A 20,682-nucleotide genomic window follows, 5' to 3' on the forward strand; every position below is an offset into this window, starting at 1 on the left:
ATGCCTCAGGGCCGGGCCGCGCCCGCCGTCTCGACCTGCCCCGCCTCGAAGTACTCGACGAGGTCGGGCTCGAGCGGCGGCACGGCGAGGGTTCCCCCGTCACCGCGCAGCGACTCGGTGGCGCGGATGCCGACGGCGACCGCCTCACGCGCGGCCACGGGCGAGGTCTCGGTGAGCCCGCCGTCGCGCACGAACCGCAGGAACTCGGCGACGAGCAGCGCATCGGCGCCGTCGTGACCGACGTCCTCGGGCGATTCGGGCACGATGAAGGTCTCGTCGGCGGGCGCCGCCCCGTTGTGACGCCGGTTCCAGAGCCGAACCTCCGACCCCGAGACATCCCCGAAGTTCTCGATGCGGCCCTCGGTGCCGATCACCGTGTAGTTGCGCCAGTAGTCGGGCGTGAAGTGGCACTGCTGGTACGAAGCGAGCACGCCGTTGCCGAGCCGCAGGTTCACCATCGAGATGTCCTCGACGTCGATCACGGGGTTGAGCCCGGTCTGCGAGGCCGGCGGCCAGTTGTCGAGGCTGAACCAGTCGCGCATGCGCTCGCCCGACCGGTCGCGCCGGTCGTCGACGTCGCCGTAGACGCTCAGCGACCCCATCGCCTGCACCTCGGTCGTGTACGCGCCCGCGAGCCAGTGGATGACGTCGAGGTCGTGCGCGCCCTTCTGCAGCAGCAGGCCGGTGGTCTTCTCGCGTTCGGCGTGCCAGTCCTTGAAGTAGTAGTCGCCGCCGTTGCCGACGAAGTGGCGGCACCACACGGCCTTCACCTCGCCGATGCGTCCCTCGAGGATGAGCCGGCGCATGAGCAGCACGACCGACATGTGCCGCATGTTGTGGCCGACGTACAGCCGGGTGCCGGTGCGGCGCGCCGTCTCGAGGATGGCGTCGGCATCCTCCACCGTGACGGCGAGCGGCTTCTCGCAGAACACGGGCACTCCCGCCTCGAGTGCCGCGATCGCGACCGGCGCGTGCTGGTGGTCGGGGGTCAGCACCATCACCGCGTCGACACCGCTGGCCAGCAGCTCGTCGAGCGATTCGGTGACGGATGCCTCGGGCAGCGCTGCGCGCGCCTCTGCGCGCGAGCGCTCGGCGAGATCGCAGACGGCGGTCACGCGCGATCCCCGGCCGGGCTTGTGCGCCTCGGTCCAGAGTGAGGCGCGCGCGCCGAAGCCGACGATGCCGATGTTCAGATCCACGGGGTGGTGCTCCTTCAGGGTGTTTGCCGCGTACAGGTGTCGCCTGCCGGCGCGGGGTTCAGTTCGTGCGCGCCGGTCGCGGCGGCGCGTCGAGGTCGGTCGAGCCGCCCGGGACGAGCGACCAGGGGAACTCGTGCAGACCGGGCTCGCCGTCGCCCGAGTCGAGCGCTCGGGCGACGATGATCTCGGCCTGCCTGCGGTAGAAGTCGGTCGGGCCGACGGTGGTCAGGGTCGGCGCGATCGACTGCGCGTCGGGCGTGTTGCCGATGCCGATCACGGCCACGTCGTGCGGCACCCGCAGGCCGAGCATGTGCGCGGCGTTGATCGCCGCGATGGCCGCGAAGTCGGTCGTCGCGTAGATCGCCGTGGGGCGGTCCTCGCGCGAGAGCAACGCGACCGCCGCGGTGAACGCGCTCGCCTGCGTGTCGGCGTACGTCGCGGTGTGCTCGGGCACGATCGGCAGTCCGCGCTCGCGCATCCGCACGAGGTACGGGGTGTACCGGGAGTGCTCGGGCGTGCGCACCGCACCCTCCGCCACGAGGCATCCGATCGCGGTGTGCCGTTCGAGCAGGTGATCCATCGCGAGGTAGCAGCCGGGAATCGCGTCGGAGCGGATCACGTCGTACCCGTCGGGCTCGAGGGTCTCGCTGAAGACGACGAGGCGCTGGCCGCGCTCGGCGAGCGCCTGCAGCTTGCGCCGGGCCTCGTCGCTGCCGACCGCGGCGTCGAGGTAGGCGACGTCGCTCTCGACCCGGTCGAGTGCGGCGTACCAGTCGCCGTCCGCGAGGATCAGCGTCGTGAGGCCGTGGCGGTTCGCCTCCTCGTTGACGGCCGCGGCGACGGCGAGCGACCACGGGTCGCTCAGCATGTGCAGTGACAGCTGCACGGTGTCGCTGCGACCCGTGCGGATGGTTCGGGCGGCTCGGTTGGGCCGGTAGTTCAGCTGCTCGGCGGCCTCGAGCACGCGCTTCGCGGTGGGCTCGGCGACGCCCGAACCGCCGCCGTTGCGACCCGAGAACACGTACGACACGGTCGCCGTCGAGACTCCGGCGAGCTCGGCGACCATGCGCAGCGTCGGGCGGCGGCGCGCTGCCGTTCCGCTGCCCGGCCGGAATGTGCCGGTACCGCCCTGGCCCGACGCGTTGTCCTGCACCATCAGCTCACCCCTTCGTACCCGAGAAGGCGATGCCCTGGATGAACTGCTTCTGCAGGATCATGAAGGTGATCAGCATGGGCAGTGTTGCCAGCAGTGCGCCCGCCATCAGCACAGGGTAGTCAGTGCCGTGGAGGCCGACGAGCTGCGACAGGCCGACCGACAGCGGCATCTTCTCGGGGTCGGTCGTGACGACGAGCGGCCACAGGAGGTCGTTCCACGACCACAGCACGGTGAAGACCGTGAGCGCGATGATTCCGGGCTTCGCCAAGGGCACCATGACCCTGACGAAGGTCTGCCACGGATTCGCCCCGTCGATGCGCGCCGCCTCCTCGAGCTCGGCCGGCATCGACATGAAGAACTGCCGCATGAGGAACGTGCCGAACGCGCTGAAGATGCCCGGCACGATGAGCGCCTGCAGCGTGTTCAGCCAGCCGAGCGACTGGATGATCTCGTACTGCGGCAGCAGGTACAGCTGCGACGGCACCATGAGCACCGAGAGGAACACCACGAACACGACGTTGCGCCCCTTGAACGGGATGCGGGCGAACGCGTAGCCCGCCATCGTGCACAGGATGACCTGCCCCACGGTGCGGCCGATCGTGAGCAGCACCGAGTTCAGGAACATCTGGCCGAAGGGCATCGACTCGAAGACCTCGGCGAAGTTCGTGAACACCCAGGGGTCGGGCAGGATGATCGGCGGCACCTGCACCGAGTCCTGGAACGTCTTGAACGCGGTCAGCGTCTGCCAGACGAACGGGAAGACCATGAGGACGGCACCGCCGGCCAGCAGCACGTGCACGAGCCAGTGGCCGCGGTTGCGCCGGCGATCCGGCTCAGCCGTTCGAGATTCGGATGCCTCGGACGGGGCCCCGGTCATCGCCCGGGTGTCGAGGGAGAGATCACTCATAGTGCACCCACTTCTTCTGCAGACGGAACTGCACGACCGTCAGCACGAGGATGATGATGAGGAGCAGGAACGCGATCGCCGCGGCGTAGCCCTGCTCGTTGTCGAGGAAGCCCGCCTCGTAGAAGAGGTAGACGATCGTGCGGGTGTTCGGCATCGCCGGGTTCGACTGGCCGAGCATCATGTAGATGAGGTCGAACACCTGCAGCGCGCCGATGACGCTGATCACGCTCACGAAGAAGATGCTCGGGCTGAGCAGCGGGATCGTGATCGAGAAGAACTTGCGCACCGGGCCCGCGCCGTCGAGATCGGCCGCCTCGATCACGGTGTCGGGGATGCCCTGCAGGCCGGCGAGGAAGATGACGATGTTGGTGCCGAGACCGGCCCAGATGCCGACGACGGCGATGGCGGCGAGCGCGGTGTTCGGGTCGGTGAGCCAGCTCTTTCCGTCGATGCCGAAGACGCCGAGCACCTCGTTGAGCACGCCGTAGTCGCCGTTGTAGATCATGCGCCAGACGAGCGCGATCGCGGCCGGCATCGTGACGACGGGGATGAAGTAGAGCGTGCGGTACACCCCGCGCCCGCGCAGGCCGGCGGTGTTGAGCAGGGCGGCGATGGCGACCGCGACGGGGATGCCGATGAGGGCGATCACGGTGTACACCGCGGTGTTGCGCAGGGCGCCGATCAGCTCGGGGTCCTGGAAGAGCCGAACGTAATTGTCGATGCCGACGAACTCGGAGCCGCCGAAGGGGCCGGACTCGGTGAACGACATCAGGAAGGTGCGCACGGTCGGCCAGAGGTAGAAGGCCAGGAGGCCGGCCGCGGTCGGGCCGATGAACAGCAGCGCCCACCACGGAGACTGGCCCGGTCCGCGCCCTCGGCGACGGCCCCGCCCGGGGGCGGCCTCGGGCCGCCCCCGGTCGAGCTCGGAGATCGGCGCGCCCGTGCGCTGCGCGATCAGTTCGGTCATGGCGCTACTCCGACTCCGCGTCCAGCGCAGCCTGCATCTGCTCGGCGAGCTGCTGCAGGCCGTCCTTCGGCGAGACGCTGCCGGCCCACACCTGCGAGAGGACCTCGCTCTCGATCGACGTCCACGCGGAGGTGTTCTTCGAGATCGGGTACGCGACTGCGGTCTCGAGCGCGTCGATGTAGACCTGCAGGTCGTACTGCGGGAGCGCGTCGACCCAGGCCTGCTGGGTTCCCGTGAACGCGGGGATCACGGTTCCCGTCTCGGCCTGGATCTCGGCGGCCTGCTCGGAGCTCGCGAACGCGGCGAACTGCTTCGCGATGTCGAGGTTGTCGCTCTTCGCGTTCGCCACGTTGCCGATGCCGTGGATGACGCTCTGGTTGCCGTCCTCGCCCGCCGGGAGCGGAGCAACATCGACCTTCTCGGCGATGTCGGCGTTGTCGGCATACGCGACAGCCGCCCACGACCCGTTCTGGAACATCGCGACCTTGCCCGAGAGGAAGAAGTCCTCGGGGTTGGTGTCGGTCATCTGCTGCGCGGTCGGGGAGGCGCCGGCCGCGATGAGGTCGGTCCAGAGCTCGATGCCCTCGAGTGCCTCCGGGGTGTCGTACCCGGTCTGGGCGCCGTCGGCCGAGATGACCTCGCCGCCGGACTGTGCGATCGAGTTGTAGAAGTTCTCCTGGCCGTACTGGCTCGCCGCGATGCCGAACTGACCCTTCGCCGGGTCGGTGAGCTTCGCTGCGGCCGCCTTCAGGTCTTCCCAGGTCCACCCGGCCTCGGGGTAGGCGACGCCGGCCGCGTCGAAGAGTTCCTTGTTGTACCAGAGAGCGACCGTGTCGAAGTCCTTCGGGGCGCCGTACAGCTTGCCGTCGAACGTGTACAGGTCGATGAGGCCCTGCGGGTAGTCGGCTGTCTCGATGCCCTGGTCGTCGAGCGGGGCGATCACGCCGTTCGAGGCGTACAGCTGGAAGTTCGGGCCGTTCATCCAGAAGACGTCGGGTGCGGCACCGCCCGACACCGAGGTCTGCAGCTTGGTGAAGTACTCCTTGTACGGAGTCAGCTGGATGTCGACCGTCACGTTCGGGTGCTCGGCGGTGAACGCGGCGGCGATGTCCTCCATCGCAGGCTGCTGGTTCTCGTCCCAGATTCCATACGTGATGGTGACGTCTTCGCCGCCTCCTCCGCTGGAACCCGAGCTGCTGCAGGCACTCATGGCGAGCGCTGCCGTCGCGGCTACAGCCAGTGCCGCAGCACCCCGTCGGGCGATTGCGCTTCGAAGCATCCGATCCTCCTTTGGATCTGTCTCTGGTGAGGGGGTTTCGCGGTGCTGGCCCGCGGTGTTAATCGTTTAGCTAAACGATTAACAGGACAGTAGCGGGGTGGTCCTGCGCACGCAAGCGCCGCGGGCGGATGGGGGACGATTGGCCCGCACGAGCTCGCCCGACCCAGGCAGCGGCTTGCGGGCGAATCCCCACGTCGATAAAGTGCTCGAACGGAATCGAATCGATTCGATACCTCGACATCCGCCGCCACCGGGCGCCGATGCCGCACCCCCACGCCGAAGAATCCGACCCAGAAGCAGCCAGCATGACCGAAACCCCGCAGCCGACGGCCGCAGCCGCGCGCCCGACCCGCGAACTCGTCGCGTGGCGCAACGCGATCTTCACGATCTTCTTCCTGTCGGGACTGAGTCTCGCGAGCTGGGTCGCGCGTCTCCCGGCGATTCGCGACGAGATCGGTGTCAGCACGCAGGGCGTGGGCCTCGTGATCCTCGCGATGTCGATCAGCTCGGTCCTCGGGCTCATCGGCGCACCCTGGATCATGGCCCGCTTCGGTGCCCGGCTCGGCATGTCGGGTGTGCTCCTGCTCGTCGCGGCGGGACTCGTGCTGATCGGCATCGGCGGCTCCATCGCGCCGTCGGTGCCGCTCGTCGTGGTCGGCCTCGCGTTGTTCGGATTCGGCAACGGATCGGTCGACGTCATGATGAACGTCGAGGGGGCCGAGGCCGAACGCGAGCTCGGCAAGACCGTGATGCCGCTCATGCACGCGTTCTTCAGCTTCGGCACCGTCGCCGGCGCAGCGCTCGCGGTCGCGGCATCCGCGATCGCACTGCCGGTGTGGGCGCACCTCGCGATCATCGCCGCGCTCATCGCGGTGACGGCGATCATCGCCGTGCGGTTCGTGCCGGTGCGTGAGGAGCTGGGCGACGACCCGCACACCGACACGGTGCGCGAGCCGTGGAGTGTTCGACTGCGGCGCAGCCTGCGCGTCTGGGCCGACCCGCGACTGCTGCTCATCGGCGTCGTCATGCTCGGCATGTCGTTCGCCGAGGGCAGCGCCAACGATTGGCTGGCCATCGCCGCCGTCGACGGGCACGGCCTCGACCAGACCGCCGGCGCGGCCATGTTCACGGTGTTCACGATCGCCATCACGAGCGCCCGCGTCGCCGGAGGACCGTTCATCGACCGATTCGGTCGCGTCGCGATGCTGCGGAGCATGTCGATCATCGGCGTCGTCGGCCTCGCGCTGTTCATCTTCTCGAGCGAGCCGTGGCTGATCGTCGTGGGCACGGTGCTCTGGGGTATCGGCTGCTCGCTCGCGTTCCCGGTCGGCATGTCGGCTGCTGCCGATGTTCCAGACCGAGCGGATGCCGCGGCTCGCGTCAGCGCGGTCGCCATGATCGGGTACTGCGCGTTCCTGGTAGGCCCGCCCCTCATCGGGTTCCTCGGCGAGATGTTCGGGATCCTCAACGGACTCATCCTGCTGCTCGGACTCATGGCGCTGGCGGGACTCGCGGCGCCAGCGGCTCGCGAACGCTCGGGCCCGCGGGCGCGCTCCGGAGCCTGACGCTCGCCCCGCCGCATCCGCCCACCCCGCGCCATCCGCCCGCCCCGCGGCACCCGCCCGCCCGCGTCATCCGCCCGTCTCGCGGCATCCGCCCACCTCGCGTCATCCGCCCGTCGTTTCATCGAACGTTTCCATTCCCGCCGAATGCGTCCACTCCAGAGGGAACGTTCGGCGCAAACGGAAACGGTCGGCATCGCCGGGGGTGGGTGCGGGCGCCAGGAGGCGGGCGGGGCGCGGCGCCGAGCGAGGCGCGACGGGCGCGGCAGCAGAGAGAGGCGGGCGGGGCGCAGCGCAGAGAGAGGCGGGCGGGGCGCAGCGCCGAGCGAGGCGGGACGGGCGCGGCAGGAGAGTGGCTGGGCGCGGGGAGGACGAGCGCAAGTAGACTCACCGGGTGCGCCTCGTCATCGCCCGCTGCTCCGTCGACTACGCGGGGCGCCTCTCCGCCCACCTGCCGCTCGCGACGCGGCTGCTCATGGTCAAGGGCGACGGCAGCCTGCTCGTGCACTCCGACGGCGGCAGCTACAAGCCGCTCAACTGGATGAGCCCGCCGTGCACCCTCACGACTGCCGAACCCGACGACGACCAGGTGGCGGCCGGCATCACCGAGGTCTGGAACGTGACGCACCAGAAGACCGCCGACCAGCTCATCGTGTCGATCCACGAGGTGCTGCACGACTCGTCGCACGAACTCGGCATCGACCCGGGGCTCGTCAAGGACGGTGTCGAGGCGCATCTGCAGAAGCTGCTCGCCGAGCAGATCGAGCTCCTCGGCGAGGGTCACCGGCTCGTGCGGCGCGAGTACATGACGGCGATCGGTCCGGTCGACATCCTCGCGACCGACCCGTCCGGATCGAGCGTCGCCGTCGAGCTCAAGCGCCGCGGCGACATCGACGGTGTCGAGCAGCTCACGCGCTACCTCGAGCTCATGAACCGCGACCCGCGCATCGCGCCCGTGACGGGCGTGTTCGCGGCTCAGGAGATCAAGCCCCAGGCTCGCACCCTGGCCGAGGACCGGGGCATCCGCTGCCTCGTGCTCGACTACGACGCGATGCGGGGCGTCGACGACGGCCACTCGCGACTCTTCTGACGACGGCGCACGCATAGGTGTCCGGTCGCGTGCAGAAGCCGCACACTCGACGCACAGCCATCGCGCGGAGGCGACCCCTATGATGTCACGGTGACTTCCCCGACGCTCACCCCCACCCGTACGTGGTCGGCCGTGCTCTTCGACCTCGACGGCACGATCGTCGACTCCGCCGCCGACATCATGGCTTCGCTCGCGCACACGTTCACCGAGATGGGCCTCCCCGTCCCCACCGATGACGTCCTGCGCTCGTACGTCGGCCCGCCCCTGCTCGACAGCCTGCGCATGACCGCCGGCTTCACCGACGCCGAGGCATGGGAGGCGCTGGGCGTCTACCGCGACCACTACGGCGAGCACCTGCTCTCGTCACCCGTCTTCCCCGGCGTCGCGGGTGTGCTGAACCGGCTGCACGCCGCCGGAGTCCCCATCGCCCTCGCGACCTCGAAGCCCGAGTCGATGGCGCGCGCGGTGCTCGATCACAACGACCTCACCAAGTACTTCACGGTGATCGCCGGAGCCAGCGAAGACGAGGAGCGCAGCACGAAGGCCGACGTCGTCGCCCACGCGCTGCGCGGCCTGCAGGCCGCCGGCATCGACACCGGCAACTCGGTGATGGTCGGCGACCGCGGGTACGACACCCTCGGTGCGCTCGCCAACGGCGTGCCGACGATCCTCGTCGAGTGGGGCTACGGCTCCCCCGCCGAGGTCGGCGACTCGTTCGCCGTCGTGCACTCGGCCGACCAGCTGCGCAACCTGCTGCTGCGCTGAGCGAGCGGATGTCCCGGGGCGCGTGCGCCGGGTCATCCTCAGGGTCTTCATGCGGTGCGATCGAACGCGCCCGCGCCCCGCGCCGGCGGCGCGTGCCGGGCCATCCACACGCCTTCACGCCCGCGCGATCCTGCGCACCGCTGCGATCCCGCGCGCCCGCACCCTTCGCCGCCCGACGCACGTTCTCGCCGCTGGATTCGCAGATTCCGGCGTTTCCCGCCATGTTCTGGCATGATCTGCGGCGTCTCGCAGTGAACTGAGACTTCCTCACGCAAGATTTCTCCATCTGGGCTTCCCCTTGACCCCCCGTTCGGGGCAGGATGCCGTTTACGTCCGTCTACCGACGGGCGCCGTGCGTGTCCCGCGGTCACCTCCGCGAGGCACTCGAAGGGAGAAGCATGACTGGATTCACGCCCCGCGCGCGCAAGCGCGCGGTCGCGGCGATTCCGGTGCTCGCACTCGTCGCCACCGGAATGGTGTCGTTCAGCGTGAGCACCGCAGCCGCAGCTGATTCGCCGGTATCGCCGCCGGTGATCAGCGACTCGGAGTACTACATGAACCTCGTCGCCCCGCGCGTCGAGGGCGAGCTGGTCACCGAGGAAGATCTGCTGATCGACCCCGACGCCGCCCCCCGCGCCGAGCGCGCCATGGCCGCCGCCGCCGAGGTCGACCGCAAGTACGCCCAGGGCAACCCCGTCGCCGCGGGCCAGCTGGCCAAGCGCGAGGCGAAGTCGATCAAGACGGGCAAGAGCCCGAAACAGCTTCGCCAGCAGCAGCTGAAGGGCTCCAAGACGACGCAGGAGGCCAAGCTCCTCACGATCCTCGTCGAGTTCAACGAAGAGGCGGACGACGACTTCACGGGCACCTACGTGCCGACCGAGTTCGGCTCGACCGAGTGCAAGCCCGGCAACGTACAGAACGGCCCGCTCCACAACGGCATCCCCAACCCCGCCGACTACGAGCTCGAAGACAACAACTCGATGTGGGTTCCCGACTTCTCGAGCGAGCACTTCAACAAGATGCTCTTCTCCGACGAGGGCATCACCGAGCGCGTGCGCACCGACCTCACGGGCCCCGACGGCAAGCCCGGCTTCGACATCTCGGGCTACACGATGAAGTCGATGTACGAAGAGATGTCGCGCGGCGCCTACACCGTCACCGGTGAGGCCACCCCGTGGATCACCGTGCCGCACTCCGAGGCCTGGTACGGCGCGAGCGTCTGCTTCCAGAACGACGAGGGCGTGTACGAGGCCGGCGCCATCCAGGACCAGCAGGGCCACCCGGACAACCCCAAGGGTCCGGGTCAGCTGCCCATCGACGCCGTGACGGTGCTCGCCGAGCAGCAGCCGGACTTCCCCTGGTCCGACTACGACATCGAAGACCAGGGCGACCGCGACGGCGACGGCATCATCGACGAGCCCGACGGCGTCATCGACCACGTCGTGCTCGTGCACGCCGGTGAAGACAAGTCGGGCGGCGGCGGCGAGCAGGGCACCTACGCGCTCTGGGCGCACTCGTCGGCGGTCGCCGGCGGCGCGTCGATCCCCGGCACCGACCTCAAGCTGTCGAACTACATCGTGCAGCCCGAAGACTCGGGTGTCGGCGTGTTCGCGCACGAGTACGGCCACGACCTCGGCCTGCCCGACCTGTACGACACCTCGAACCAGGGCAACTCCGACGTCGACTTCTGGGACCTCATGAGCTCCGGCTCGCACGCGGGCCCGATCTTCCAGTCGATGCCGACGCACATGGGCCTCTGGGACAAGTGGGTGCTCGGCTGGGCCGACCCCGTCGTGGTGAACCCGGGTGACGACACGACCGAGATCAAGGTCGGCCAGAGCTCGCGCCCGGCCAAGGGCTCGCAGGACGGCGTCAAGGTCAACCTGCCCGCCAAGGTGATCACGCTCGCCGAACCGACGAGCGGCGAGAACATGTGGTACACCGGCGCAGACCAGGACTGGGGCGACATCCGCATCGTGCGCAACGTCGACGTGCCCGCCGACGCCAAGTTCTGGATGCAGAACAACTACGTCATCGAGGAGGACTGGGACTACGGTTTCGTCGAGGTCTCGACCGACGGCGGCACCACCTGGACCGACCAGAAGGTCTACAACGAGGACGGCTCCGAGGCGACCACGCGCGACGGCTACCCCGACCCCAACGGCAACCTGCACACCTTCGGTGACCGCAAGTACGGGCTGACGGGCACTTCGGGCGGGTGGAAGCACCAGTACGTCGACCTGTCGGCCTACGCCGGCCAGACGGTCGGACTGCGTCTGCGCATGGCCAGCGACGCCGCCTTCCAGGAGCGCGGATGGTTCGCCGATGACTTCGCCCTCACGAGCGGAGCCACGACGGTCTGGAGCGACGACGTCGAGACGGGCGACAACGGCTGGACCGCCGAGGTCGACACCTTCGTCGACACGACCGGCCCCGGCTGGCGCATCGACACCGGCACGTCCGAGAACGCGCAGTACTACCTCGTCGAGTGGCGCAACTTCGACGGCTTCGACGAGGGCCTGAAGTACGGCTACGACACGGTCTACAGCGCCGGTGCGTGGAAGGTCGACAAGGTAAAGTACAACGCTCCCGGCGCCCTCATCTGGTACCGCGACACGACGTACGGCAGCACGAACCACGTGCGCACGAACGAGGCGGCACTGCCGAGCTACGGCGCCAAGGGCGGCCTGCTGCTCGTCGACAGCCACTTCGACCCGCTGCGCCGCACCGGTGACGCGGCCGTCGAGGGTGTCCCTGCGCTGAACAACCTGCCGGGTCGCGCGCAGTCCTCCGATGTCGCGTTCGGCCTCCAGTCGACGTACCCCTTCACGGAGTGCAGGACCGGGGCCGAGCTGACCGACGAGCTCTGCACCGACATCCCCGCCCGCGACGCGGTGAGCACCTTCACCGACGACCTCGGCTGGACCGCCGGACTCGAGGAGCTGCCCGACGGCCGCCTGGCCCGACGCTTCCGCGACGGCTCGGCCGTCGTGCCGTCGGTCGGCAACGCGCCGTACACCACCCGCATCGTCGACACCGAGGGCAACCTCGTCACCGACCTGTTCGGCACGCGGGTCGCCGGCCTCAACACCGTGCTCGGCACCGGCAACCCCGCCGACTCCGGCGTGGGCTACGGCACCGTCATCCAGGTGAAGAAGGCCTTCAAGGGCAACACCGCCGCGTTGATCAGCATCACCCCGCCCGCCGCGGGCTGATCGCCGAGCAACGCAACCAGCACCACCACCGACGAGGCGTCGGCCCCTCCGGGGGTCGGCGCCTCGTCGCCTGCCCGCTCCCCCCCCCTACACTGGCGTCGGGGCGACAGGAAGCGAGGTGTGCGTGAACGACGCCACGACCCGGCTCACGCACGAGCGCGAGATCACCGAACCTGTCTCGCTGACCCGCCCCGACGGAACGCTGAACCCCGACGCCGTCGGGTGGATGCGCCGGGCGCTGCTCAACACCTCGGGCATCGGGCGCGGGCGCACCGGGCGCGGCCGCAACAAGCGATGGGAGTACTGGGGCATCACGACCCCCGACGTCATCGCCGCCGTCACGGTAGCGACGCTCGACTACGCGACGCTCAGCCAGGTCTGGGTGCTCGATCGGCGATCGCTCGCCGACGTCGATCAGGTCGCCATCACGCCGCTCTCGCGCGGCGTCACGCTGCCCGGGTCGCTCGGCGAGGGGCCGGCGACCGCGACGGTGCCGGGCATCGAGGTGGTGATCGCCGAGGAACCCGGCCCGGCTGACGCTGCGGCCGACGGCACGCGCATCCGCGCGACGACCGCGCGGGTGAAGATCGACGTCGTCGCCGAACGACCTGCCGGGCACGAGGCGATGGGCGTCGTCGTCCCCTGGAACGACCGCCGCTTCCAATACACGGTGAAGGATGTCGCGCGCCCGGCCCGTGGCACGATCACGATCGACGGGGTCGAGCACGAACTGCCCGCCGGTGAGAGCTGGGCGGTGCTCGACCACGGCCGGGGTCGCTGGCCGTACCGCATGAACTGGCACTGGGGCGCCGCGTCGGGCCGCGAGCACGGGCGGGCCGTCGGCCTGCAGCTCGGCGGCCTGTGGACCGTCGGCACGGGCTCGACCGAGAACGCCCTCTCGATCGACGGGCGCCTGCACAAGCTCGGCGGCGAACTCGAGTGGCGCTACGACGCCGCCGACTGGCTCCGCCCGTGGTCGATCACCGGTGAACGCGTCGACCTGCGGTTCGAGCCGTTCCACGACCGCTCCTCGAAGACCGCGCTCGGGGTCATCCACTCCGAGACGCACCAGTGCTTCGGCACGTACCGCGGCGTGGTGACCGACGACTCGGGCGAGGTGATCGCCATCGAGGCGCTCACCGGGTGGGCCGAGTACGTGCGCCAGCGCTGGTAGGCCTGCCAGCGCTGGTAGGACTACGCGCCGGGCGCGGCGACGTATCGCTCGATCACCCGGTCGGCCAGCATCGGGATGATCCGGCCGACCCCGATCCGCTGGAAGTGCTCGGACTCGCGGTGTGCCGCGAAGCCGGCTTCATCGTCGTAGCGCTCGAGGATGACGATCTCGTCGGGCCGTTCGACGCCCCGGTAGAACTCGTAGGCCTGGTTGGCGGGCTCGGCGCGGCTCGCAGCGGCGAGCTCGCCGAGGAGCTCGAGCACGGCATCGGTCCTTCCCTCGAGCGGGTGGTAGCGAGCGATGACCTGGAAGCAGGGCGCGGGCATCAGGGTCTCCAGACGGGTCGGTTGCGGAAGGGAAGCGGGGAGAACGTGCGATCAGTGAGGGGATGCCGCAGCCGCGGCCTCCGGCTGCGGCATCCGCTCGCTCAACGACGGGTGATCGACCACAGCTCGACGTCGCTCGTCGACACGGCCTTCGCGCCGCTCTTCAGCGCGGCGATCACGTCGTCCCGGCTTCGCACGAAGCCGGCGGCGACGTAGGGCGTGAGCTCGGCGAGGTCCTGCTGACCGAGGTACGGGATGACCGGCCATGGCATGAGCTGTACGAGGTGGGGTCGGTTCTGCCGCACGGCGTTCGTGCTGCGCGGCAACGTGGATCGGTCGGTCACGAAGACCTTCTGCATCGTGACCATGCCGAGCTGGTTGGCCTTCTGGATGAGCATGGTGCGCGTCGTGACCATGCCCGGGGTGCCGATCTTGCGGAGGTAGTCGACTCCCCCGCGGTCTTGAGCAAGGCCATCGCTGTTGTCGATGTTGACGAAGACGAACTTGCCCGCAGATGAGAGCGTGGAGACGATGCCCTCGAGGTCGGGCAGCGCCACGTTCGCGGCGATCGCGACCTGGCACGGACCGGCGAGGAACGCCTCGACGGACTCGGTGCCGTAGAGCGAGGCGATGACGGGGTTCCGGTAGAGGCGCTCGTCGAGCGAGCGCGGAAACTCCAGCACGTTCACCGCATTCCTGCCCTCATCTGCGGACATGCTCATCGCAGCATCAGGCGTCGAGCCCCAGTTTACCGGGGTTGAGCAGGTTCTTCGGGTCGAGCGCCGCCTTGACGGCGCGCAGCACCTCGAAGCCCGCGCCGAGGGATTCCTGCATGTACGGCGCGCGCAGCAGGCCCACGCCGTGGTGGTGGCTGAGGGTCGCGTCGTGCTTCAGGATGACCGCGTTCGCGGCGTCCCACGCGGCGCGATACCACTCCGAGCGCTTGTCCACCTCGACGTCGCCGCGCAGCGAGAAGTAGAGGCAGGCGCCGTCGACGTATGCGTGCGACTGGTGGGCCGAGCCGGCGAGCGTGCCGGGTACCGCGTTGATCGCGGCGACGACCTCGTCGTAGATCGCAGGCAGGTCGCGCCAGCGGCCGATCATCTCGAGGGTGTCGGCGACGAAGCCGGGGCTGCGCTTGAAGCCCTCGGCGCTCTTCCCGGTGAGGTAGCGCGTGTCGAGCCAGCGTTCGAAGATCGCCTCGTCGTCGAGCTTCACGCCCGTCTGGGCGCAGATGCGCTCGCTGATGACGAGGCCCGCGTCGACGAGTTCCTGGGTGCCCTCGTCGGCGATCAGGAGCACGTTCTGCTCGGGCAGGTCGAACTGCACGCCGCTCTCGAGGTTGTCGTACAGACGCAGTGCGGCGGGGTTCGCCCCCTCCTGCATGATCTGACGGCAGGCCTCGAGCCCGGCGGCGAACGTCGGGAAGCCGTAGGCGATCGCCCGGCCGTATGACGGCAGCCGATGCAGCTTGAAGCGGATCGTCGTGATGACGCCGAGCGTTCCCTCGGAGCCGATGACGAGCTGCAGCAGGTCGGGACCCACGGCGGCCCGGGCGCTCTCGCCCACCGTGATGAGGGAACCGTCGGCCAGGACGACGTCCATGCCGTAGACCATGTCCTCGATCTTGCCGTAGCGCGTCGACAGCTGGCCGGCCCCGCGGCAGGCGACCCAGCCGCCGACCGTCGAGATACCGAACGACGAGGGCCAGTGGCCCATCGTCATGCCGTACTCCGACTGGATGAGCTCCTCGAAGACGTCGCCGAACATCCCGGCTTCGACCTCGACGATCTGGCTCTCCTCGTCGAAGCTCACGAACCGGTTGAGCTCGCAGACGTCGAGCACGATGCCGCCGCGCACGGGCAGGGCGGCGCCCGTCACGTTGCTGCGACCGGCCGAGACGGTCACGGGCACGTCGTCGGCGGTTGCGATGCGCATGACGGCCTGCACCTGCTCGGTCGTCGACACCTTGACGATCACGGCGTTCGGAGTCGCGGGCTTGCCAGCGGTCTCGCCGATCATCGAGCCGGCCCACCAGTCGCGGGTGCCTTCGACGACGGATGCCGCATCGGTGATAACCCGATCGGCCGCCGATTCGAGTCGTGCGACGGTCGCCTCCGAGACGCCCACGGCGTTCCGCTGGAAGTACGCCTCCTCGCCGATCGTCTCGATGCTCGCGGCGTAGTGCGGCTGGGTGGGGGCACCCACCACGTAGTTGCCGCGGTTGTAACCGCGCTTGACGGCTTCCTTGCTGATCATTCGGACTCTCCCATCAGGATGGCGCGTTCGTGCGCCGTGGCGGTCTGGTACGCGGTCACCTGCGCGGTGACCGCTGCGTCGCTGAGGCCGAGCTCGGCCTGCAGCAGCTGCCCCACGCGCGGCGCGGCGGCGGCGGATGCATCGCGTGCCATGAGGCGGGCACGCGTGCGGCGGCTCAGCACGTCGTCGACGCTGCGGGCCATCTCGTAGCGGGCCGAGTAGACGACCTCGGCCTCGAGGTACGGCAGGCCCTCGACGATCGGCTTGCCGAGTTCGGGGGCATTGCCGAGGATGTCCATGACGAACGGGGCTTCGTTGCCGTACCGCTCACCGAGGTGCGCGGCGAGCCCGCCCGAGGCGGTGACCGCCTCGGTGTCGTAGCCCGCTGCACCGAGGAGGTAGGCGTCCTTCGTGGCGCACCGGCGTCGCTCCCCGAATACCTTCTGCGCGGCGTCGATGGTCTGCTGGGCCATGTGGCGCGACGTCGTGAGCTTTCCGCCGACCACGGTGACGAGACCGTCGCTGTCGGTGCGGATCTCGTGCTTGCGCTTGACGTCGATGGTCTTTCCGCCGGGCGGCGCGACGAGGGGTCGGCAGCCGCCGATGCTGCCGATGACATCGGATGCCTCGAGGTCGGTGTCCAGTGCGGTTCGGGCACCTGAGATGAGGAAGTCCATCTCCTCGCGCGTGCAGTTCACGTCGTCGAGGTCGCCCGTGTAGTCCTCGTCGGTCGTGCCGAGGTAGGCGGTGTCGCCCCAGCGCGTGATCGTGGCACGGCGGTTGCGGCCGGGAACGGGGATGGTGACCGTGCAGTTGTTGCGGATCTTGGCCCACGGCACGGCGATGTGCACGCCCTTCGCCGGGCGGATGTTCGGGGCATCCGCATCCTTGCCCGCGCCGTTCCAGTCGCGCAGCCAGGCGCCCGTCGCGATGACGACCACGCCGGCTCGTGCGGCGATCTCGCGCCCGTCGACCTCGGCGATGATGCCGTTCACCTTGCCGCCGCTGCGGGTGACCTCGGTGACCTTCGCCCCGTTCAGGATGGTCGCGCCGTGGTGGGCGGCGGTGCGGGCGAGGGTGAGCGTGAGGCGGGCGTCGTCGGCCCGGGCGTCGTAGTACATGAAGCCGCCGTCGAGGTTGTCGGCCTTGAAGGTCGAGCAGTGCGCCAGCACCTCGTTCTTCGAGAGCTTCTGGTGCAGCACGCCCTCGCGCCAGCCGCCGGCGAGGTCGTAGGTCCAGAGCAGGCTCTCGAACCCGGCTGCGAGGCGGCGGTCGAAGACGCCGTCGTGCGAGAGCACGGGGAACAGGAACGGTAGGCGCTGCACGAGGTGCTTGGCGTTCTTGCGCAGGCGCTGCCGCTCGAGCAGCGAGTGACGCACGAGCGGCAGGTTGCCCTGTTCGATGTAGCGGAGCCCGCCGTGGATCATCTTCGACGACTTCGACGAGGTGCCCGACGCGAAGTCCTCCTTCTCGAGCAGCGCAACGCGGTAGCCGCGCAGCGCGGCGTCCATCGCGGCATATGCCCCGGTCACGCCGCCGCCGACGATGATCATGTCGAATCGACCGCCCTCGACGCTCGCCACCTGCTCAGCGCGGCTGAGGTGCAGCGGTTCGACCCTCGTCATCTGCTCTCGGGCGGTGTCGGTCTTGCGGGCTGGGAGTCCTACCATGGTGCTTCTCTCTTACTTCCGTGTTGCGCGACTCTGCGTGAGTCGGAGTTCGTTGTCGATGCGGTCGTTCCAGGCGGCCCGGCGCTCGGCGCGCGTCTCGTCGCTGATGACCGGTTCGAAGACGTCGCCCTCGCCGAGCGACCCGACGGCCTCCTCGAGCGAGTCCCAGAGCAGCCCGTCGGCGCCGGCGAGGAAGGCGGCGCCACGCAGGCTCGCCCCCTCGGATGCGGGCAGCCGCCGCATCGGCACGCCGACGAGGTCGGCCTGCATCTGAATGAGGGGGTCGCTCGCCGACATCCCGCCGCCGACGACGATCTCGGTGATGGGCGTGCCGGCGACCTGCTCGTCGGCCTCGGCGCTCGAGGCGACCGAGTGGGCGATCCCCTCGAGCACGGCGTACGCGATCTCGGGCAGCGTCGTGGACATCGAGAAGCCCGTGAGCGAGGCCTTCGCGCGCGGCTCCATGACCGGCATCCGAAGGCCGGTGAGCGCGGGCACGAACATGACGCCCTTCGCCGACGACACCGTCGCGGCGAGTTCGCTGATCCGTTTCGATGACTCGAACCATCCGAGGGTGTTGCACACCCAGTCGAGGGCGGAGCCGGTCGTCGCGGTGAAGGTCTCGATCGCGAAGACGGATGTCCCGTGCCGCCGCCAGGCCGTGAGGGTGAGCGCCCCCTCGTAGAGTCCGGGGTTCGCGGGCGCCTCGTTGCCGATGACGAGGTCGACGAAGCTGCCCGTGCCGTGCACGCACATCGCCTGGCCCTTACGGAGGCAGCCGAGCCCGACCGTGCCGGCGTGCTGGTCGCCCGCGGCGGCCAGGATCGGCACCTCGATGCCGAGCACCGAGGCATCCGTGACGCCGAAGTCGTCGGCATCCTGGAACAGCCCGGGCAGGAGCTCGGCGGGGAAGCCGAGCGCTTCGATCCACTCGTGCTCGTACTCGTGGCGGGCGAGCACGTAGCCGCCCGCCGAGGTGGCATTGGTCGACGTCGCCGCGTACGTGCGGTCGCGCGAGAGGCTCCAGAGCAGCCACGTCTCGATCGTGCCGAAGCCGAGTCGGCCCGCCCGGTGCGCCGCGACGACCTCGGGGGTCTCCCGCAGGTGGTGCGCCGCCCAGAGGTAGGGCGAGCGCACCCCCGTCGGGCGGCCGACGGCCCGGATCAGCCGTTCGTTCCATTCGGGCCCGAGGGCCGCGAGTTCGTCGGCGTAGCGACTGTCCTGCCACACCATGGCGGGCACGAGGGCCCGCCCGGTGACCGTGTCCCAGAGCACGGTGGTCGCGCGCTGGGTCGCGATCCCGAGACCCACGAGGGTCACCCCTTCGCCTGCCGCGCGGCTGATGACCGCGCGGCAGGCGTCGATGGTCTTCTCGAGGATCGCGTTCGCATCCTGTTCGACCACCCCCGCGACGGGCGTGCTGACCCGCAGCGGGCGGTACTCGAGCGCGTGCACGAGTGCGTCGGCCGTGACCCATGCCGCACGCGTGCCGGTCGTTCCTTCGTCGATCGCGAGGATCGCGGGAGTCGTCATGTCGGTGCTTCGCTTCGGTGTTACTTGAGGGAGAGGACGGATGCCTCGGCGGCAGCCGCCTGCGCCGCGGCGTCGCTCTTGAACTGCGGGGCGTTCTGCTCCTCGTCGGGGCTGATCTGCGTGCGGGTCGGGTCCCACTTGATGACCGAGCAGATGATGAACGCGACCAGCGGCACGAGCGAGAGGATGAGGAACGTCGGGCCGAGGCCGATGCCCTCCTTCAGCAGAGGGAACACGAGCAGGCCGAGGGCCGCACCCGCGCTGCCGATGGCGCCGATGATGCCGTTGGCGCCGGCACGCAGCTCGCTGCGGAACGAGAGGGTCGACAGGCTCTTCCCGTTCGCCCCGGGGCCGCCCGAGTGGAACAGGATGAACAGCGACGGCACGACGAACGCCAGCCAGAGGGGCATCGACTCGTAGAAGAAGCCGAGCACGACGAGCATCAGGAAGACCGCGCCGAAGCCGAGCGCCGAGGCCCGCCGCAGGCCGAAGCGCTTGCCGATGACGGGCGACATGAAGCCGCCGAGGATGCCGAACAGGTTGAAGACGAGCGCTCCGAGGGTGGCGACGACGAAGTCCTCACCGAACAGGGCGATGCTGATGATCGGCAGGTACCAGCCGACGGCGAAGTACTGGATCGACTGCGCCATCTGCACGGTCGCCGCGAGCACCGTGCGCGGAAGGTAGATGCCCCGGAAGATGAGCGCGATGTTCGCGAAGCCCTTCGTGGCCTGGTTGGTCACGGGGATCCGGTCCTCGACGGGCGCTGCGGTGAAGGTCTCGCCGTAGATCTTCGTCATCGACGAGGCTGCCCGGCCGAGCTTCTCCTTGCGAGCGAGCCAGGTGGGGCTCTCGACCATGAAGGTCGCCTGCAGCACGAAGAGCACGAGCGCCACGAGGCCCGCGGTTCCGACGGCGTAGCGCCAGATCGAGTCGCCGACGTTCAGGTTGTAGAAGAGGATCGCGAGCAGGAGGTTCGAGCAGACCGCGACGTACCAGATGCCCTGCCACGTGTTGAGGCGGGCCTTGAAGCGGGCCGGCGTGAACTCGGCGAGCAGCGCCATCGCGATCGCGAAGTCGATTCCGTATGCGGCGCCGACGAAGAAGCGACCCGCGAGGACCATCTCGAAGCTCGGCGCGAACGCGGCCAGCATGGCGCCGGCGAGCGCCAGCACCTTCGCGACGAGCAGCGGCGGGATGCGCCCCCACTTGTCGGCGAGCCATCCGCCGATCGGGTTGAACGCGATCGCGACCCAGGAGGCGAGCGACGTGAGGATCGCCACCTGCGTCGCGCTGAGTTCCATGTCTCGAGTCATCGGCCCGAGCCCCGCGGAGAGCGCCGAGTTCGAGAATGCGTCCAAGAACAGGCCGCTCAGAGCGAGCCACCAGATCAGGCCCGCCCGGCCGCTGATGCGCGGTCGCGCGTCGATATAGGAGATGACGCTGTGCACGCCTCTCAGAACATGGTTTGCCACGGTCCGACCTCTCTGTCGGGAGACCTTGTCAGAGACGCGCGCAAACCAGAAAAGGGCAGACGAAAACCTCCAACAGGAGGTCTCCATTCTTACCCTATTAGCGGC

At 69.3% G+C, this 20,682-nt stretch carries 16 protein-coding genes; 5 read left to right on the forward strand and 11 right to left on the reverse strand.

Annotated elements, in window-relative coordinates; all coding sequences use genetic code 11:
• Positions 1–5: 5 nt before the first annotated feature.
• The 5 genes from LQ757_RS00300 to LQ757_RS00320 are packed head-to-tail and all read right to left on the reverse strand — an operon-like array spanning position 6 to position 5,508.
• The gene (locus LQ757_RS00300; RefSeq protein WP_231045222.1) at positions 6–1,199 is read right to left on the reverse strand and encodes a Gfo/Idh/MocA family protein; all 1,194 of its coding nucleotides are present in this window, start codon (positions 1,197–1,199) and stop codon (positions 6–8) included.
• A gap of 58 nt (positions 1,200–1,257) precedes the next feature.
• Complete coding sequence (locus tag LQ757_RS00305) at positions 1,258–2,355, reverse strand: LacI family DNA-binding transcriptional regulator (RefSeq protein WP_231045223.1); 1,098 nt, start codon at positions 2,353–2,355, stop codon at positions 1,258–1,260.
• A 4-nt stretch (positions 2,356–2,359) separates the two neighbouring features.
• A complete protein-coding gene (locus tag LQ757_RS00310) occupies positions 2,360–3,262 on the reverse strand; it encodes a carbohydrate ABC transporter permease (protein WP_231045224.1) in 903 nt (300 codons plus the stop codon).
• The gene (locus tag LQ757_RS00315; protein ID WP_231045225.1) at positions 3,255–4,229 is read right to left on the reverse strand and encodes a carbohydrate ABC transporter permease; all 975 of its coding nucleotides are present in this window, start codon (positions 4,227–4,229) and stop codon (positions 3,255–3,257) included. The genes LQ757_RS00310 and LQ757_RS00315 overlap by 8 nt, the downstream gene beginning before the upstream one ends.
• Positions 4,230–4,233: 4 nt before the next feature.
• A complete protein-coding gene (locus LQ757_RS00320; RefSeq protein WP_231045226.1) occupies positions 4,234–5,508 on the reverse strand; it encodes an ABC transporter substrate-binding protein in 1,275 nt (424 codons plus the stop codon).
• 305 nt (positions 5,509–5,813) lie between these two features.
• Between LQ757_RS00320 and LQ757_RS00325 the strand changes: the two genes are divergently transcribed.
• The 5 genes from LQ757_RS00325 to LQ757_RS00345 all read left to right on the forward strand — a co-directional run bounded on the left by LQ757_RS00325 (position 5,814) and on the right by LQ757_RS00345 (position 13,314).
• Positions 5,814–7,073, forward strand: coding sequence for an MFS transporter (locus LQ757_RS00325; protein WP_231045227.1), 1,260 nt, complete (start codon positions 5,814–5,816; stop codon positions 7,071–7,073).
• Positions 7,074–7,464: 391 nt separating this feature from the next.
• Entirely contained in the window at positions 7,465–8,160 is a 696-nt protein-coding gene (gene nucS, locus LQ757_RS00330; protein WP_231045228.1) for an endonuclease NucS, read from the forward strand.
• Positions 8,161–8,250: 90 nt separating this feature from the next.
• Entirely contained in the window at positions 8,251–8,925 is a 675-nt protein-coding gene (locus LQ757_RS00335) for an HAD hydrolase-like protein (protein WP_231045229.1), read from the forward strand.
• A gap of 398 nt (positions 8,926–9,323) precedes the next feature.
• The gene (locus LQ757_RS00340; protein ID WP_231045230.1) at positions 9,324–12,140 is read left to right on the forward strand and encodes an immune inhibitor A domain-containing protein; all 2,817 of its coding nucleotides are present in this window, start codon (positions 9,324–9,326) and stop codon (positions 12,138–12,140) included.
• Between the two features lie 124 nt (positions 12,141–12,264).
• Positions 12,265–13,314, forward strand: a complete 1,050-nt coding sequence (locus LQ757_RS00345; protein WP_231045231.1) for a DUF2804 domain-containing protein — start codon at positions 12,265–12,267, stop codon at positions 13,312–13,314.
• Between the two features lie 20 nt (positions 13,315–13,334).
• Here the strand turns inward: LQ757_RS00345 and LQ757_RS00350 are convergent, their stop codons facing one another.
• The 6 genes from LQ757_RS00350 to LQ757_RS00375 form a co-directional block, all read right to left on the reverse strand.
• A complete protein-coding gene (locus tag LQ757_RS00350) occupies positions 13,335–13,640 on the reverse strand; it encodes a putative quinol monooxygenase (protein WP_231045232.1) in 306 nt (101 codons plus the stop codon).
• Positions 13,641–13,741: 101 nt separating this feature from the next.
• Positions 13,742–14,362: a glycerol-3-phosphate responsive antiterminator gene (locus tag LQ757_RS00355; protein WP_231045233.1), complete on the reverse strand. Its 621-nt coding sequence runs from the start codon at positions 14,360–14,362 to the stop codon at positions 13,742–13,744.
• A 7-nt stretch (positions 14,363–14,369) separates the two neighbouring features.
• Complete coding sequence (locus LQ757_RS00360) at positions 14,370–15,899, reverse strand: FAD-binding oxidoreductase (protein WP_231045234.1); 1,530 nt, start codon at positions 15,897–15,899, stop codon at positions 14,370–14,372.
• Positions 15,896–17,569: a glycerol-3-phosphate dehydrogenase/oxidase gene (locus tag LQ757_RS00365; protein WP_231045235.1), complete on the reverse strand. Its 1,674-nt coding sequence runs from the start codon at positions 17,567–17,569 to the stop codon at positions 15,896–15,898. The genes LQ757_RS00360 and LQ757_RS00365 overlap by 4 nt, the downstream gene beginning before the upstream one ends.
• A gap of 12 nt (positions 17,570–17,581) precedes the next feature.
• Complete coding sequence (locus tag LQ757_RS00370; RefSeq protein WP_231045236.1) at positions 17,582–19,102, reverse strand: FGGY family carbohydrate kinase; 1,521 nt, start codon at positions 19,100–19,102, stop codon at positions 17,582–17,584.
• A gap of 20 nt (positions 19,103–19,122) precedes the next feature.
• The gene (locus LQ757_RS00375; protein ID WP_231045237.1) at positions 19,123–20,577 is read right to left on the reverse strand and encodes an MFS transporter; all 1,455 of its coding nucleotides are present in this window, start codon (positions 20,575–20,577) and stop codon (positions 19,123–19,125) included.
• Between the last annotated feature and the right edge of the window lie 105 nt (positions 20,578–20,682).

It is taken from the genome of Agromyces cavernae (assembly GCF_021044935.1).
GTDB lineage: Bacteria > Actinomycetota > Actinomycetes > Actinomycetales > Microbacteriaceae > Agromyces > Agromyces cavernae.